General features: G+C 62.3%; 12 protein-coding genes. 8 read left to right on the plus strand and 4 right to left on the minus strand.

Annotated elements, in window-relative coordinates:
* Positions 1 to 103: 103 nt before the first annotated feature.
* The gene (locus IFO71_RS02355; RefSeq protein ID WP_192027919.1) at positions 104 to 1,369 is read right to left on the minus strand and encodes a patatin-like phospholipase family protein; all 1,266 of its coding nucleotides are present in this window, start codon (positions 1,367 to 1,369) and stop codon (positions 104 to 106) included.
* Between the two features lie 149 nt (positions 1,370 to 1,518).
* Between IFO71_RS02355 and IFO71_RS02360 the strand changes: the two genes are divergently transcribed.
* Positions 1,519 to 2,259: a DUF8198 family protein gene (locus IFO71_RS02360; protein ID WP_192027920.1), complete on the plus strand. Its 741-nt coding sequence runs from the start codon at positions 1,519 to 1,521 to the stop codon at positions 2,257 to 2,259.
* Positions 2,260 to 2,411: 152 nt separating this feature from the next.
* Here IFO71_RS02360 and IFO71_RS02365 read toward each other — a convergent pair whose 3' ends face one another.
* Entirely contained in the window at positions 2,412 to 2,687 is a 276-nt protein-coding gene (locus IFO71_RS02365) for a polyhydroxyalkanoic acid system family protein (protein ID WP_192027921.1), read from the minus strand.
* A 350-nt stretch (positions 2,688 to 3,037) separates the two neighbouring features.
* Between IFO71_RS02365 and IFO71_RS02370 the strand changes: the two genes are divergently transcribed.
* On the plus strand, positions 3,038 to 3,922 hold the full coding sequence (locus tag IFO71_RS02370; protein ID WP_192027922.1) for an FHA domain-containing protein: 885 nt from the start codon (positions 3,038 to 3,040) through the stop codon (positions 3,920 to 3,922).
* Here IFO71_RS02370 and IFO71_RS02375 read toward each other — a convergent pair.
* The gene (locus IFO71_RS02375) at positions 3,906 to 4,526 is read right to left on the minus strand and encodes a protein-methionine-sulfoxide reductase heme-binding subunit MsrQ (protein WP_192027923.1); all 621 of its coding nucleotides are present in this window, start codon (positions 4,524 to 4,526) and stop codon (positions 3,906 to 3,908) included. The two genes, IFO71_RS02370 and IFO71_RS02375, sit on opposite strands and share 17 nt — an antisense overlap.
* Positions 4,527 to 4,531: 5 nt before the next feature.
* Positions 4,532 to 5,473, minus strand: a complete 942-nt coding sequence (msrP, locus tag IFO71_RS02380; protein ID WP_192027924.1) for a protein-methionine-sulfoxide reductase catalytic subunit MsrP — start codon at positions 5,471 to 5,473, stop codon at positions 4,532 to 4,534.
* Positions 5,474 to 5,608: 135 nt separating this feature from the next.
* Between msrP and IFO71_RS02385 the strand changes: the two genes are divergently transcribed.
* The 6 genes from IFO71_RS02385 (at position 5,609) to rpsA (ending at position 15,173) form a co-directional block, all read left to right on the plus strand.
* The gene (locus IFO71_RS02385) at positions 5,609 to 8,410 is read left to right on the plus strand and encodes an EAL domain-containing protein (RefSeq protein WP_192027925.1); all 2,802 of its coding nucleotides are present in this window, start codon (positions 5,609 to 5,611) and stop codon (positions 8,408 to 8,410) included.
* 185 nt (positions 8,411 to 8,595) lie between these two features.
* Positions 8,596 to 9,681: a 3-phosphoserine/phosphohydroxythreonine transaminase gene (serC, locus tag IFO71_RS02390; protein WP_192027926.1), complete on the plus strand. Its 1,086-nt coding sequence runs from the start codon at positions 8,596 to 8,598 to the stop codon at positions 9,679 to 9,681.
* Positions 9,682 to 9,757: 76 nt separating this feature from the next.
* Positions 9,758 to 10,963 (plus strand): prephenate dehydratase, encoded by a 1,206-nt coding sequence (gene pheA / locus IFO71_RS02395; RefSeq protein ID WP_192027927.1) that lies wholly within the window; start codon positions 9,758 to 9,760, stop codon positions 10,961 to 10,963.
* Between the two features lie 166 nt (positions 10,964 to 11,129).
* Positions 11,130 to 12,440, plus strand: coding sequence for a 3-phosphoshikimate 1-carboxyvinyltransferase (aroA, locus tag IFO71_RS02400; protein ID WP_192027928.1), 1,311 nt, complete (start codon positions 11,130 to 11,132; stop codon positions 12,438 to 12,440).
* 199 nt (positions 12,441 to 12,639) lie between these two features.
* Positions 12,640 to 13,335 carry a (d)CMP kinase gene (cmk, locus tag IFO71_RS02405; RefSeq protein ID WP_192027929.1) on the plus strand — a complete coding sequence of 232 codons (696 nt, stop codon included), beginning with the start codon at positions 12,640 to 12,642 and terminating at the stop codon, positions 13,333 to 13,335.
* 164 nt (positions 13,336 to 13,499) lie between these two features.
* Positions 13,500 to 15,173 carry a 30S ribosomal protein S1 gene (rpsA, locus tag IFO71_RS02410; RefSeq protein WP_192027930.1) on the plus strand — a complete coding sequence of 558 codons (1,674 nt, stop codon included), beginning with the start codon at positions 13,500 to 13,502 and terminating at the stop codon, positions 15,171 to 15,173.
* Positions 15,174 to 15,179 lie beyond the last annotated feature (6 nt).

Consider the following 15,179-nt stretch of genomic DNA (forward strand, 5'->3'; position numbering starts at 1 on the left):
GGGGCTCGCCTCATGCCGTCGAACAGCGTGTTCCGCCGGCAGCGTTTCCTATATGCAAGCCGAGAACGACGCGCACTGTTTCTCGCGCGCCGGGCCCGTCGCATCACCCGCGATCGGTTTGTCGCGGCGCCCGGCGAGTGGTGACCCGACGCTTCTGCAGGATGCTTTCCACATCATCCAGGGCGCGACGCAGACGCGCCGTGGTCTTGGTGTGGCGTCGCCGCGGCGCCTGCAGGGATTCAAAGGCACTGCGCTCGGTGTCTTCGAGAATTTCTGGCCGGAACTTCAGCTCGTGGCGCGCCAGCAGCGGCGCCAGGACGTCGCGATTGCGGCGCAGATCACTCATGGTGGCGCGGTAGGCATGGTTACACACACGGCGTCGCGACTTGTAGCTGAACACGCTGGTGAAGAACATTTCGGCGTCGTCGGAATTGGGCTCCAGGAACAGCTGGTCGACGTGCGGATACTGGTGCTCGTACTTGGCCATGCCAACGTGGGCGCGGGACTGTAGCAAGGTGCGGAAGGTCTGCGACAGCACCACCGGCAAACCGCCCTCGACCAGGCTCTCCGGGCGCTTGCCATGCGCCCGGGCCAGGCTGGCGTCGAACGGCACCAAGGGGTTGATGCCGATCACCAGATCGACTCCCTGGTCCATCGCGATCGAGGCATGCATGGTGCGACGCAAGGCGCCATCAACAAACTGGCGGCCGCGGATTTCGACCGGAGGATACAGGCCTGGTAGTGCGGCGCTGGCCTGCACGGCACGCGAGATCGGCACATCGTCCCATTCGCGTTCGCCGAAGCGGATCGTCTCACCGTTGTCGAGGTCGACCGCCACCACATAGAGTTTGCGCAGCAGTTCGCGGAAATCGTTGGTTCGACCGTGACGGGTGAAGGCTGCCGACAGAAAGCGTTCGATCTGCTCGTTGTCGAAGATGCCGGAGGGAATCAAGGCGCCGAAGCGGGCCAATGTGGAGTTGAGGTTGGCGCTGCCCGGATCGAGCAGCAGGTCGCGCCACCAGCGCAGGATCACCCGCGGCAGGCTGAGCGCGCGACGTGTGTATTCCCAGAATGCCGGCTTGACGAACAGGTCGGGCTGGAACTGCACATCGTCGTGATCGCCGGTGATGAACACCCGGGTGATCGCCGCCGTGTCCATTCGGTTGGCCAGAGCTGCCGACAGGAAGGCGCCCGAACTGACGCCCACGTACACCGACAGATTGGTCAGCTGCAGGCCGTCGATTGCTTCTTCCAAGGCCCGCAACACGCCGAGTTCATACATACCCCCGATCGGCCCTCCGCCGGCGATGGCGAGTCCGATGCGGGCCTGACTGGGCTGGCGTGCTTTGGCGGCTTGAATGTGCAGCATCGATGATCCGTAGTGCAAAAGCTGGGGGATTGTAGCCGCCGCGAAGCTCGCCATCGGGTGAAGATGTCTTCACGTTAGTCCGAAAGTCGGTTGCGGCGTCTCTTCATATCTATCACCAACCGGGCGAGCCAAGGCTCTACAATTGGGGTATGACGTCACGCCTGATCGACGCCCGCCTGCTGCGCCTGTTGGCCTGGAACAACCGCGCTCGTGACCCTGAGTCCGAGCCGGCGAACAAACTCGCCGTGCTGCCTGAGTTGCAGCGCTGGCAAGCGAAACGGCTACGCGCCAGCTTCACCGACTTCCTGGCCGATCCGCGACGGTGTCAGGCCGCCGAATTCTTCCTGACCGACCTCTACGGCGATTTCGATGTCAGCCGCCGTGACCGAGACGTCGAGCGCGTACTGCCCCTGATGCGTCGCGTGCTGCCGGAGCGCCTGCTGGAATCGGCAGCGGATGCAATTGAGTTGTCGGTGCTCAGTCACCGACTTGATCTGCGCATGGCCAAGGCGCTGACCTCCCTGGGGGCAAGAAAGGTCTGCGACACCAGCTATACCGAGGCCTATCGTCATGCCGGCCTGCGTCGTCTGCGCGAACATCAGATCAGCCTGATCGTCGGGCTAGGGCACAATCTGGAGCAAGCCGTTTCCAAGCCGCTGATCGGTCATTTGCTGCGCTTGGCGCGGACACCTGCCAAGGCTGCTGGCTTGAGTGAGCTGCAGAGTTTCTTGGAGCGCGGGTTTGCGGCATTTCGGGCGCTCGGCAGTGCGCGCGATTTCGTCGAGGACATCGCCCATCGCGAGCGCAGCGTCAGCGAGCGTCTATTCTCCGGTCACCCACGTCCCTTCGAGGTGGTGCCCAAGCCACCCAGCAAAACCCTGCTGCGCTAGGTAAGGTCTGAACAAGTCCGTCCTGAACTTACCCAGACGCGCCGAGTCCGGCACAGGTCCGGACTCGGCTCACCCTGATCAACAACGTACGTTGTTGATCGCGGCGGTGCATCCGTGCACCACAGGAATCTCTGAACTTGTTAGGAGATTCCCTAGGCAAATTCGCGATCGATATGGTCGTGAATCGAGCGCTCGATGGGTCCGCGCAAGGCCATCAGCAGAAAGCCCAGATTGACCGCGACCTGTACTTTTCCCTTGCTGATCGCTATGTGGCCGTCGATGCCGGAGCGCTGGAAGTGCAGGGTAGAGCCTTCCCACTCATAGTCGACGTCGAATCGTTCGGCAATGCTCACGGCCACCCGCTCAACGGCTGCCTTGGCATCTTTCATCGATTTGTTGTGACTGCGTTCTATGTGAATCGATGGCATCGTTTGATCCTCAAAGCCGAGCGTGGTGTTTTGAGCTGATCTTGCCAGACTTGACAGCGCGCCAACTTTCGGCCGAGTTCACCTCGCTGCGGGTGAGGCTGCAGCCTCACCTCCGAGCGATCATCGACGCTGTTTTGTCTGCCGATCATACGTACTTCCTCCGGCGGGTCTTGACGCGCTGCGTCAACGCTGTACCCGCCTGTGTTGCCGCCACATCCGGATTCGACGCCGGCGGGCTCGTTGCTTGGCTGTGCAGCGGTACACAGCAAAATGCTTGGCCGTGGTTGGCCCGGCTTCACGAAAGCCCGACCAGAGTGCTAGAGTCGGGCGAAGGGGTGAGGGGATAGCGCATGCGGGTCTGTTTTCCCAATGGCGAACACAGCGAAGTGATGAGCGCCGGTGGGCCGGTATCGATCGGTTCGGCGGTGGGCAACGATGTGGTTTTGTCGGTCGCCGGCATCGAATCGCGGCACGCTGTCGTGCGTCAGGATCCGCAGCGCGGCATTCTCCTTGAAGCCGCCACGGCCGGGGCGCAAATGCACGTCAATGGTCGGGCGGTCAGCAAGGTGGCCCTGGTCCGGCTCGGCGATGTGCTGAGTCTGGGGCGGGTGCAGGTCATCTTGAAGCCCGATCGCGATGAGCAAATCGTGGTCAATGTGCCCTCAAACGGGGCTGAGGTGATGAACGATCCGGTTCAGCGCGCAGCGTCCAGTCGTGTGGTCTTGCGCGGAGTCGGGGGCGGATTCTTCGGCCGCAGCGTCGCCCTCACCGACAAGGTCGTGCTCGGCAGCGGCTCTGCAGCCAGCATCGCGATCGAGGATCCCGATCTGCCTGAACAGGCGGTTTCGTTCGAGATCCACGGTGATCGGGTAATTCTGCGCGACCTCGGAACAACCGATGGCGCCGTGGTCAACGGCGTGTCGGTGCGCAATGCGGTGTTGCACCCTGGTGACCAGATCGCGGTGGAAAGCCATCGCTTCGTGCTCGAGGCGCCGGGTTTGCCGGCACGCGGTGCTGAATCGCAGACCGAGTGGCAGCCCGGCTCGCATGCGGGCAGCACGCAGACCATGCGTGCCGTCGGTTCCGGCGATGTGCCGCCGCCAGCAGCAGACCTCAATGCCAGTGATGCAGAGGCCCGGCAGGCGGGGGGATCTCGACTCGGATGGTTGTTGCTGGCCGCGGGTCTGATTGGCGCAGCTCTGGCGGCCTTGTTGTGGTTCAACCCGGGCGCTTGAATCGCAGCTGTCCACCCCGGATCCGCATCAGCATGAGCAGGACGAACACCGCGAGATAGATCAGTGGCTCGCTGAGGTCGGCCTTGACCAGCCACAGGAAATGCAGAATTCCCAGCGCGGCGATCAAGTACACCAGCTTGTGCAGCTGGCCCCACCGTCGGCCCAGCCAGCGCATCGCCGCTCGGGTTGACGTCAGGGCCAATGGGATCAGCAGCAGCCAGGCCAGAAAGCCGACCGTGATGAACGGACGCTTGAGGATGTCGTCGAGAATCTGAGCCCAGTAGCCGCCAAGGTCCAGGACCAGATAAATCGCCAGGTGCACACTGGCGTAGAAGAACCCGTAGAGGCCCAACATGCGTCGATACTGAATCGGCCAGCGCCAGCCGCTGGCACGCCGCAGCGGCGTCATCGCCAGACAGCCGAGCAGGAATCGCAGCGCCCAGTCGCCGCTGGCGTGGGTCAATTCGGCAATCGGGTCGGCGCCTAGTTGGGCGTGCCAGGCACGCCAGGTCCAGAGCAGAAACGGGACCAGGCAGGCCAGATGAGCGCCCGCACGCAGGGAGGCAGAAGGCCAGCGTCCCTGGAGGGATTCTGAGGTGGGCATCTTGATCAGAAGTACTTGCGCAGGTTCATGTCGCTGTATAGCGATGCCACTTGGTCGTAGCCATTGAACAGGCGGGTCGGAATCCGCTTGGCAAACAGCAAGTTGGTGTCTCCGGCCAGGCGACGCTCGGTTTTCTGGCTCCAGCGCGGATGATCCACGCCCGGGTTGACGTTGGAATAGAAGCCGTACTCACTCGGCTGCGAGCGGTTCCAACTGGTCGGCGGCCGGCGCTTGGTGAATTCGATCCGCACGATCGATTTGATGCTCTTGAAGCCGTACTTCCAGGGCACCACCAGGCGCAGTGGCGCGCCGTTCTGGTTTTCCAGCGTATCGCGGCCATACATGCCGGTGGCAAGAATCGTCAGAGGATGCATCGCCTCGTCCAGGCGCAGTCCTTCAACATACGGCCAATCCAGTACGCGTGAACGAATGCCGGGCATTTGCTTGGGGTCGGCCAGGGTGGTGAATGCCACGTATTGGGCGTCGGCCAAGGGCTTGAAGTGAGCGAGTACCTTGCCGAGCTCAATGCCCATCCAGGGGATCACCATTGACCATCCCTCGACGCATCGCAGCCGGTAGATGCGCTCCTCCACCGGTGCCAGCTTGACGATGTCGGCGAGGTCAAACCGGCCCGTGGTTTCGGCCAGGCCGGCAATTTCCACCGTCCAAGGTGAGGTGATCAGGCTGTGCGCATAGCGGGCCGGATCATCCTTGCCGGTGCCGAACTCGTAGAAGTTGTTGTAGTTGGTTGCATGTTGAAAGGTGGTCAGCGCTTCTTCGGCAGGCGCCTCGGCGGCCGTGGCCTCCGTCGGCGCGGCGGGTTCCGAGCGTGCGCAGCCGGCGACCAGCAGGCCTCCGACGGTGCCCATCAGCAGGTGGCGGCGTTTGTACACCGACTCCGGGGTGATCTCCGAGCCGGGGATCGGGTCAAGCTGGAAAGTCTTCATGCGTGCTCCGAGGTCTTGGGTGGATCAACAGCGGTAGCGGGTTGGCTGCTGGCGTACCCATTTCCGTCATGTTTTGCGTGGCTATACTCAACCCATAGAGGCGGCAAGTGGGCCAATGGGTGCGGAGGGCATCGATTGCGCAAAGCTGAACCGATCGCTGCGGCGTTTCGCATTTCGCTCACGCCCACCGTCCTGGTGCGGGTGAACGACGGCGCCATTGTTTCTGCCAACCCGGCTGCCGAGCGACTTTTAGGATACTCACTGGCGCAGCTGTCCGAGCGAACGCCAAGTGAACTTGGGCTGTGGCCCAGTGCCATGGAACAGGCCCGGGTCTGGGCTCAGGTCGGTGAAGATGGCTCAGCCCGGGCTGTCGACCTCAATCTTCGCACGGCAGAGGGCAGTGAACTCTTGCTCAGCATGGACTGCGAGGCCTTGCATTGGCGCGGTGAAGCCTTGCTGCTGTGCTTCTTGCAGCCACGCACTGCGTCGGCGAGCGGCCAGCGAGCATTTCCGACCTCGTTGCACGAAGCGCTGATCGACGCCTGCCGCGACGGCATGTTTCTGGTCCACGGGGGCTTTGTGCGCTTTGCCAACCAGGCGCTGGCGGACATGCTGCAACTGTCGCGAGAGCAAGTGATTGGTCAGAGTTACTTTGACTTTGTCCATCCCGAGGATCAGGTGGAGCAGAAGCGCCGTCGCGATGAGCGCGAGGACGGATACTCCGATGAGCAGCGCTATCGAGTGCGCTTGCGTCGGGCCGACGGCGAGTACAGGCACTTCGAGATCGTCGCCTCGGCGCTGCCGATGGAGAACGGCCTGGCCTCGATGGGGGTGGCGCGCGATGTCACCGAGTCATTGCTGCAGCAAAAGGCGCTGGAATCAGCCGAACGCCGCTATCGCGACTTGTTCGAATCCTCGCCGATCGGATTGTTCAAGACGCATTCGGATGGCCGAATTCTTGATGCCAATCAGGTGCTGCTGGATCTGATCGGTTTCGCCGATATCGATCAGTTGCGTGCGGCTGGCTGGACGATGCGTGATGTCTATGTCGACAACGCCAAGCGCGATGAAGTGCTGGAGCAGGTGTTCAACCACGGCACCATTCGCGATGCTGAGCTGGAGATCCGCACGCGTAACGCCGAGCGGCTTTGGGTGAGTTGTTGTGTGCGCAAGATCGACGGCGAGGGGGCCGAGGCGACCTTCGCCGGGTCGGTGCAGGACATCAGCCGACGCCGAACGGCCGAGATTGCCTTTCATCAGGCCGATGCCCGCTATCGCGCGCTGGTCGATCATGTGCAGGTTGGTGTGTTCCTGCTGCGTGATGGTCGATTCGTCCAGGTCAATGCCAGTCTGGCCGCTTTGTTGGGGGTTAGCGAGAACGACCTGGTGGGACAGGCGGTCGCCGATTGGGCGAGCCCCGATTCGCGTCAGGACATGGAGCGTCGATACTGGTTGTCTGGCGCCGCCAAGTCCCTCAGTCAGGATTTCGAAGCCGAGCTACAGCGCCGGGATGGCCGTCGGATCTGGGTGATCGAACGGTTGGCGGTGGTCGATATTGAAGGTGACCGCTACTTCAGCGGCACCTGGCGAGACGTGACCCGCGAACGCGAAGTGGAACGCAGACTGCGGTTCAACGCCACCCATGACTCGCTCACGGGTTTGCCCAATCGACTCGATTTCCAGCAGCGCCTGAACGACACCATCCTCGAGTCGCGCACAGCCGGTTGTTACGACTATGCGGTGCTATTCCTCGATCTGGATGGCTTCAAGCTGATCAATGATAGTCAAGGGCACGCGGCAGGTGATCGATTGCTGGTCAGTCTGGCCTCTCGACTGACCGATGCGATTGCCGGCGAGGCCTTGATTGCGCGTTACGGCGGTGACGAGTTCACCGTGCTTCCGTTTGGCCCCTGTGATCGCGATCGTGCCGCTGGGCTGGCACAGCGTCTGCTGCGGGTATTCGATCAGCCAATGAGTGCCGGCGAGGAGCAGGTTTTCTCCAGTGCCAGCGTTGGCATCGTGCTGGGCATCCCAAGTTATCGTGACGCCGCCGACGTGCTGCGCGATGCCGACACCGCCATGTATCGGGCCAAGGCCAGTGGCAAGGCCACTTGGCGCGTATTCGACGACCAGATGCGCAATCAGGCCAAATGGCGCTACGAGATGGAACGGGAGATTCGTCGGGCTTTGGAGCAGGAAGAGTTCGAGCCTTACTACCAGCCTATCGTTGACTTGCCCGCAGGTCGGCCCGTGGGTTGCGAGGCGCTGGTGCGCTGGCATCACCCGAATCGTGGCTTGCTGCTGCCGGGAGAGTTCCTGCCGGTGGCAGAAGAGAGCGGCCTGATCCACCGCATCGACGCCCGTGTAATGGAGCAAAGCTGCGCCGAGGCCAAGCACTGGCAGGCCGCGGGGTGGTCGGCCGGTGCCTTGAGCGTGAGCGTCAATGTGGCTGATCGGCAGGCCAGTTCGCCGCAGTTTGCCAGCGAGGTGCGCTCAGTGCTGCAGCGCCATCAGTTGACGGCCGAGACGCTGCGCCTGGAAATCAGCGAATCGGCGTTCCGCGAAGGTCGCCAGCGTGCCAGTGATCTGCTCGGTGCCTTGAAGCAGGTGGGCGTTGGGTTGGCGGTGGACGACTTCGGTACCGGGTACTCCTCTCTGGAGTCGTTCTCGTCAGCACCTTTCGATACCTTGAAGATCGATCGCAGCCTGGTACAGGACTTGACCTGTAACGACAAGCATCGGGCCATTGTGCGCACCATCCTCGGCTTTGGCCGTGATCTGGGCCTGACCGTCATCGCCGAGGGCGTCGAGACTGACCAGCAACGAGAGGCCTTGGAAGCACTGGGCTGTCGATTTGCCCAGGGCTTCCTGTTTGGACACGCCATGCCGTCGGCTGAATGGCTGGATTACTTGCGGCGCTTTCAAGCAGATCAATAGGCCGCCGCAGCAGCGCTTTTGGTTTCATCGGAAACGCTTCGCAGGAGCCTCGGGGCGCGAGACCCGGGCGCCCACAGATACGACGCATGCCGGTCTCTCTCCAGGCCATAACGCAATAGCGGTCCGATGCTTCTATGCTGCAATGCGGCATGCTAGTGTCGGCTTCCCTGATCAGGAGCCGATGGATGTCGCGCGCGTTCAATTTCAGTGCCGGCCCTGCCGGCCTGCCCGAGGCTGTGTTGCAACAGGCCCAGGAAGAGTTGCTTGAATGGCAGGGCGAGCGTGCATCGGTGATGGAAATCAGCCACCGCGGCAAGGCCTTCATTGCTTGCGCTGAACAAGCTGAACACGACTTGCGGAAACTGCTGGATGTGCCGCCCGACTACGCCGTGTTGTTTCTCCAGGGCGGTGCAACTCAGCACTTTGCCCAGATTCCGATGAATCTGGCCGCGCCAGGGCAAGCCGCGGACTATCTATTGACCGGATCCTGGAGCCTGAAAGCGCTGAGTGAAGCCGGCCCTTATGTTGATGCGCAATCGATCGCGTCCAGCGAGGGCGACGGCTTTGTCGATATTCCTGACGCGCAGGCCTGGTCGGTGCGCGCGGATGCAGCCTACCTGCACTACACGCCGAATGAGACCATCCATGGCGTGGCCTACGATTACGTTCCCGAGGCCGGGGCTGTGCCGTTGGTGGCGGACTACAGCTCGTCGATCCTGTCTGCGCCACTCGATGTGCGGCGATTTGGGCTGATCTATGCCGGCGCACAGAAGAACATCGGCCCCTCGGGCTTGCTGCTGATGATCATTCGACGAGATTTGCTTGAACGTACAGGTCAGGCGCGTGCGCGGATATTTCAGTACGCCGCCCATGCCAAGGAAGGCTCGATGTTAAACACGCCGCCGACCTTTGCCTGGTATCTGGCGGGCCTGGTCTTCAAGTGGCTCAAGCAGCAAGGCGGCCTGTCTGCCATCGCCAGGATCAACGCTGAGAAGGCCGAACTGCTGTATCGCACGATCGATGAGTCCGCTGGGTTCTACCGCAATCCGGTCGCGAAGCGAGCGCGCTCGGTGATGAATGTGCCTTTCACCCTGCATGACCCCGAACTTGATGTCGCATTCCTGGAACAGTCGAAAGCGGCTGGCTTGCTGGCCTTGAAAGGTCACAAGCTGGTCGGTGGCATGCGAGCTTCGCTCTACAACGCCATGCCGCTCGCCGGGGTCAAGGCGCTTACCGAGTTCATGACCGAGTTTGCCCGACGCCACGGCTAACAGGCCGTTCAACCCCAACTGCCACCACTTTGAGCCTGCTGGATCGCCGCTTGAAGGTCTGCCGAAGAGTAATCCCATGAAGAAGTCGAAGCCGGGCGCCCGCAAGCCCAGCCCCGCCCAAGCCAAGCCCAATCCAGCAACCAAACGTTCGGCAGTCAGAAAGAAGGCTGCCGACGAAATCGTTCCAGTACGCAGTGACGCCAGTCGGGCTATGCTGAGCGAGGTGCGTGCGCGCATCGACGGTATCGATCAGACCATCCAGGAACTGATTGCCGAGCGGGCGGAAAAGGCCCGGCAGGTCGGCAAGGCCAAGGGGGCCGCCAAGGCCGCCATCGACTACTACCGCCCGGAGCGTGAAGCTCAGGTGCTGCGCCGTGTGGTCGACCGCAATGAAGGGCCACTGACGGACGAAGTCCTGGTGCGGGTGTTCCGCGAAATCATGTCAGCCTGCCTGGCCCAGCAGGAGCCGTTGAAAGTCGGGTACTTGGGCCCAGAGGGCACCTTCTCGCAGCAGGCCGTATACAAGCACTTCGGCCACAGCGCTCACGGATTGCCTCTCACCACCATTGAGGAGGTGTTTCAGGAGGTGGAGTCCGGCGCGGCGGATTTTGGCGTGGTGCCGGTGGAGAATTCGGGGCAGGGCACGATCCAGTCGACGCTTGACATGTTTCTCACCTCGCCGCTGAAGATTTGCGGTGAGGTGGAGCTGCGTGTTCATCAGTATCTGCTCTCACGCACGGGTCATATCGAGGACGTCGAACGCGTCTACGCGCACGCGCAGTCACTGGCCCAGTGCAAGACCTGGCTGCGGCAGCATCTGCCACAAGCAGAGAAGCAGAGTCTGGCCAGCAATGCCGAGGCGGCACGTCGGGCGCGCAATGCTGATGACTCGGCAGCGATTGCCGGCAAGAGCGCCGCTCACGTGTACGGCTTGAAAGTGATCGCCGGTCCGATCGAAGATCGCCCAGACAACACCACCCGTTTCCTCGTCGTTGGCCGTGAGCTGTTTCCGCCCTCTGGCAACGACCGTACCTCGGTGCTGGTCTACGTCAAGGACAAACCGGGTGCCTTGTTCAACGTGCTGCGGCCGCTGGCCGAGCACGGCCTCAGCATGAACCGCATCGAATCGCGGCCGGCGCATCAGGGTCTGTGGCGCTACGCTTTCTTCATTGATTTCGGTGGTCATGTCGAAGATGAAGCGGTGCAGGCGGCGCTGAAGGAGATTGCTCGCGATGCGTCGGAGATCAAGATTCTTGGCTCCTATCCTTGTGCGATTCTTTGACTCGCGTAGCCGCTCTCTCGGTGGGATAGGGGTTGGGGTGAGGGCCCAGTCCTGGTAGAGGTCCGATATCGAGACTTCCCCCACTTGGCGTGTTCGGACCCTCATCCGCCCTTCGGGCACCGTCTCCCATGGGGAGAAGGTGCGCAGCGATTTCAGGAGTTAAGTCATGCATTGGATGGCGCGAAAAGGGCGTCCGCTCAAGGGTGAAATCACCGTGCCGGGCGACAAGTCCGTATCCCATCGTTCGATCATGCTCGGCGCCCTGGCCGAGGGAACGACGCGGATTCGCGGCTTTCTGGAGGGCGAAGACACCCGCGCCACGGCGGCCGTGTTCCAACAGCTTGGCATCGAGATCGAGTCGCTGCCGTCGGGGGAACGACTGGTTCACGGTCGTGGTCTGCATGGCCTGCGAGGTTCAAGCGATGCGCTGGACTGCGGCAATGCCGGCACCGGCATGCGCCTCTTGGCCGGCGTAATGGCCGGCCAACGCTTTGACTCCGTATTGATCGGCGATGCCTCGCTGTCGAAGCGGCCGATGCGCCGGGTCACCGAGCCCTTGGCTTTGATGGGGGCGAGGATAGACACCGAGGCGGGCGGTTTGCCGCCGCTGCGCATTCATGGCGCACAGTCCTTGCGTGGCATCGACTACGCCACGCCGATGGCCTCTGCCCAGGTCAAATCCGCCGTTTTGCTGGCAGGTCTGTATGCCGAGGGCGCAACTCAGGTCACCGAGCCGCACCCCACGCGCGACTACACCGAGCGCATGCTGGCCGCCTTTGGCTGGCCGATAGACTATGGCGAGGGCAGGGCGCGCTTGTCCGGTGGCCATCGCCTGGAGGCGCAACAGATCGCGGTGCCCGCGGACTTTTCCTCTGCTGCGTTCTTTATCGTTGCGGCCAGCCTCATCCCGGGTTCCGATCTGCTGATACGCAATGTCGGCATCCACCCGCGCCGCACCGGCCTATTAAGGGCGCTGGCGCTGATGGGCGCGAGGATCGACATCGAGCCCAAGCCGGGCAGCGAACGACCCGGCGCTGAGCCGGTGGCCGATATCCGGGTGCGCCACGCCGAACTGCACGGGGCTGACATTCCTGAAGATGTAGTGCCGGACATGATCGACGAGTTCCCGGCCCTGTTTGTCGCGGCGTCGGTCGCCGAAGGCCTCACTCGCGTGCGCGGTGCGGCCGAACTGAGGGTCAAGGAATCCGACCGTCTGGGCACCATGGCCGCCGGCCTGCGCCAACTCGGTGTTCAGGTCGAGGAAACGCCCGACGGCGCCGATATCATCGGCGGCCTACTCGGCTCGGCGCATATCGACAGCCACGGCGATCACCGTATTGCCATGAGCTTTTCGATTGCCGGGCAGCTCTGCGCGGGTGAGGTGCGGATTGATCATTGCGACACCGTCGCGACCTCGTTTCCGGGGTTTGACGCGCTGGCGCGTTCGATTGGGTTTGAGCTCGGCCTATCGTCCTGACGCACTGGCTGTCGAGAGGGTGGGCCACAGGCCCACCCTACTCCGCTGCGTCATTACAGGGCCACAGGCCTACACCCTACAGTTATGGCGTAGGGTGGGCCTGTGGCCCACAGAGGGGCGTTCGTTTCGCGCAGGGGATGTTTCAGCGGACGCAAGTCAAGTCTAGGCAAGCCGCATCCAGCCGCTAAAATTGCCGCTCATGAACGCCAACGCGATTCCTGTCCTCACCATCGACGGCCCTTCGGGCTCCGGCAAAGGCACCATCAGCCGGGCCGTGGCCCGAGTTCTGGGCTGGCATTTCCTCGATTCCGGTGCCCTGTACCGGGCAGTTGGGGTGGCGGCGGGCTGGGAAGACACCGACCTGTCCGATCCCGATGCCTTGCAGCGTCTGGCCGAACGTACCGTGGTCAGCTTCAAGGATGTGCCTGAGAGCGAGCCGCGGGTGCTGGTCGATGGGGCCGATGCCACCGATGAACTGCGCACGGAAACCGCTGGCGCTGCGGCCTCGGCGATTGCTGCAATTCCTGGGGTGAGGGCGGCGTTGGTCGAGCGTCAACGGGCGTTTCGTCAGCTGCCGGGGCTGGTCGCCGATGGCCGCGACATGGGCACGATCATCTTTCCCGATGCCCAAACCAAGGTTTTTCTCACTGCCAGCGCCGAAGAGCGCGCTCAGCGCCGGTATAAGCAGTTGATCGAAAAGGGAGTCGAGGTTACACTTGACAGTCTGCTGCGCGAGATTATCGCGCGCGATGCCCGAGACGCCCAGCGCCCGGTGGCTCCATTGAAGCCTGCAGACGATGCAGTGTTGGTGGATTCCTCCGGGGTGCCGATCGACCAGGTCGTCGAGCAGGTGCTGTCCTTGCTGCCGGAATCCCTGCGCCGCAACCGCACCTAAGCTCGCTCACCCATCTCCCGCACCGCGTGAGATCCGCTTTCGCAGCGGAAGGTGCCGGCGCCTGCGCGTCGGCTTTGTCTACTTAACTAGGTGTTTCACAACACCACACATAGGCGGATCGGCTCCTTGCGTCTGATCCATATGTTCAACCGGAAATTAACCTCATGACTGAAAGTTTTGCTGAACTGTTCGAGCAGAGCGAAAAGCTCTCCAAGCTCAAGCCCGGCGCCATTGTGACCGGCGTCGTCGTCGAAGTCCGCTCCGACGTCGTTGTGATCAACGCTGGCCTGAAATCCGAAGGCATTGTGCCGATCGAGCAGTTCCGAAACGACGATGGCGAGATCGACGTTGGTGTTGGCGATGAAGTGAAGGTCGCCCTCGATTCGCTGGAAAATGGATTCGGTGAAACCGTACTGTCGCGTGAGAAAGCCAAGCGCGCGATGGTGTGGGACGAGCTCGAAGAAGCGATGGAGAAGAGCGAAACCATCACCGGCCGCATCAGCGGCAAGGTCAAGGGTGGCTTCACCGTCGACATCAAGGACGTGCGTGCGTTCTTGCCGGGTTCGCTGGTCGATGTGCGCCCGGTGCGCGATCCGGCCTACCTCGAGGGCAAGGAACTCGAGTTCAAGATCATCAAGCTCGACCGCAAGCGCAACAACGTGGTGGTGTCGCGTCGCGCCGTGGTGGAAAGCGAGTACAGCGCCGAGCGCGAGCAGCTGATGGAGCGCCTGCAGGAAGGCGCCATCCTGCCGGGCGTGGTCAAGAACCTCACCGACTACGGTGCGTTCGTCGACCTCGGCGGCATCGACGGCCTGCTGCACATCACCGATATGGCGTGGAAGCGCGTGCGTCATCCGTCGGAAGTGGTGGAAGTCGGTCAGGAGCTGCAGGTTCGCGTGCTCAAGTTCGACCGCGAGCGCAATCGCGTTTCGCTGGGCCTCAAGCAGTTGGGCGAAGACCCGTGGGATAACATCGCTCGTCGCTACCCGAATAGCACCCGTCTGTTCGGCAAGGTCAGCAATGTCACCGATTACGGCTGCTTCGTCGAGATCGAGCCGGGCGTCGAAGGTCTGGTCCACGTGTCCGAAATGGATTGGACCAACAAGAACGTCAATCCGTCCAAGGTTGTGCAGGTGGGTGACGAGACCGAAGTGATGGTGCTGGACGTGGATGAAGAGCGTCGCCGCATCTCGCTGGGCATGAAGCAGTGCACCCAGAACCCGTGGGAAACCTTCGCGCAGAACTTCAAGAAGGGCGATCGCGTTGAAGGTCAGATCAAGTCGATCACTGATTTCGGTATCTTCGTCGGTCTCGACGGCGGCATCGACGGTCTGGTCCACTTGTCCGACATCAGCTGGAACGCCACCGGCGAAGAAATCGTCCGCAACTTCAAGAAGGGCGACAACGTGGAAGCCGTGGTGCTGGCGGTTGATCCGGAGCGCGAGCGCATCTCGCTGGGCGTCAAGCAGCTGGAGCAGGATCCGTTCGGCCAGTACCTGGCGGCCAACCCGAAGGGTTCGATCATCAACGGCACCGTGACCGACGTTGACGCCAAGGGCGCCACCATCGAGTTGGGCGAAGGCATCGAGGGCTACATCCGCGCCTCGGATATCGCCAAGGAACGCGTTGACGACGCTACCACCCATCTGAAGATCGGTGATCGCGTCGAAGCCAAGTTCATGGGCATGGATCGCAAGGGTCGCACCTTGCAGCTGTCGATCCGCGCCAAGGACGAGGCCGAACTGCGCGAAACCTTGGAGGAATACTCCAACGCGTCGGGCGGTACCACCAAGCTCGGCGCCCTGTTGCGCGAGCAGCTGAGCAACAAGTCCGAGTAATCGGTT

Origin of the sequence: Pseudomarimonas arenosa (assembly GCF_014841215.1) — a bacterium.
GTDB classification, from domain to species: Bacteria; Pseudomonadota; Gammaproteobacteria; order Xanthomonadales; family Xanthomonadaceae; genus Pseudomarimonas; species Pseudomarimonas arenosa.

Bases quoted from the DNA above. Each gene is read 5' to 3' on its own strand.
- IFO71_RS02355 (WP_192027919.1), bottom strand. From the start codon at position 1,369: ATGCTGCACATTCAAGCCGCCAAAGCACGCCAGCCCAGTCAGGCCCGC.
- IFO71_RS02360 (WP_192027920.1), top strand. From the start codon at position 1,519: ATGACGTCACGCCTGATCGACGCCCGCCTGCTGCGCCTGTTGGCCTGG.
- IFO71_RS02365 (WP_192027921.1), bottom strand. From the start codon at position 2,687: ATGCCATCGATTCACATAGAACGCAGTCACAACAAATCGATGAAAGAT.
- IFO71_RS02370 (WP_192027922.1), top strand. From the start codon at position 3,038: ATGCGGGTCTGTTTTCCCAATGGCGAACACAGCGAAGTGATGAGCGCC.
- IFO71_RS02375 (WP_192027923.1), bottom strand. From the start codon at position 4,526: ATGCCCACCTCAGAATCCCTCCAGGGACGCTGGCCTTCTGCCTCCCTG.
- msrP (WP_192027924.1), bottom strand. From the start codon at position 5,473: ATGAAGACTTTCCAGCTTGACCCGATCCCCGGCTCGGAGATCACCCCG.
- serC (WP_192027926.1), top strand. From the start codon at position 8,596: ATGTCGCGCGCGTTCAATTTCAGTGCCGGCCCTGCCGGCCTGCCCGAG.
- pheA (WP_192027927.1), top strand. From the start codon at position 9,758: ATGAAGAAGTCGAAGCCGGGCGCCCGCAAGCCCAGCCCCGCCCAAGCC.
- aroA (WP_192027928.1), top strand. From the start codon at position 11,130: ATGCATTGGATGGCGCGAAAAGGGCGTCCGCTCAAGGGTGAAATCACC.
- cmk (WP_192027929.1), top strand. From the start codon at position 12,640: ATGAACGCCAACGCGATTCCTGTCCTCACCATCGACGGCCCTTCGGGC.
- rpsA (WP_192027930.1), top strand. From the start codon at position 13,500: ATGACTGAAAGTTTTGCTGAACTGTTCGAGCAGAGCGAAAAGCTCTCC.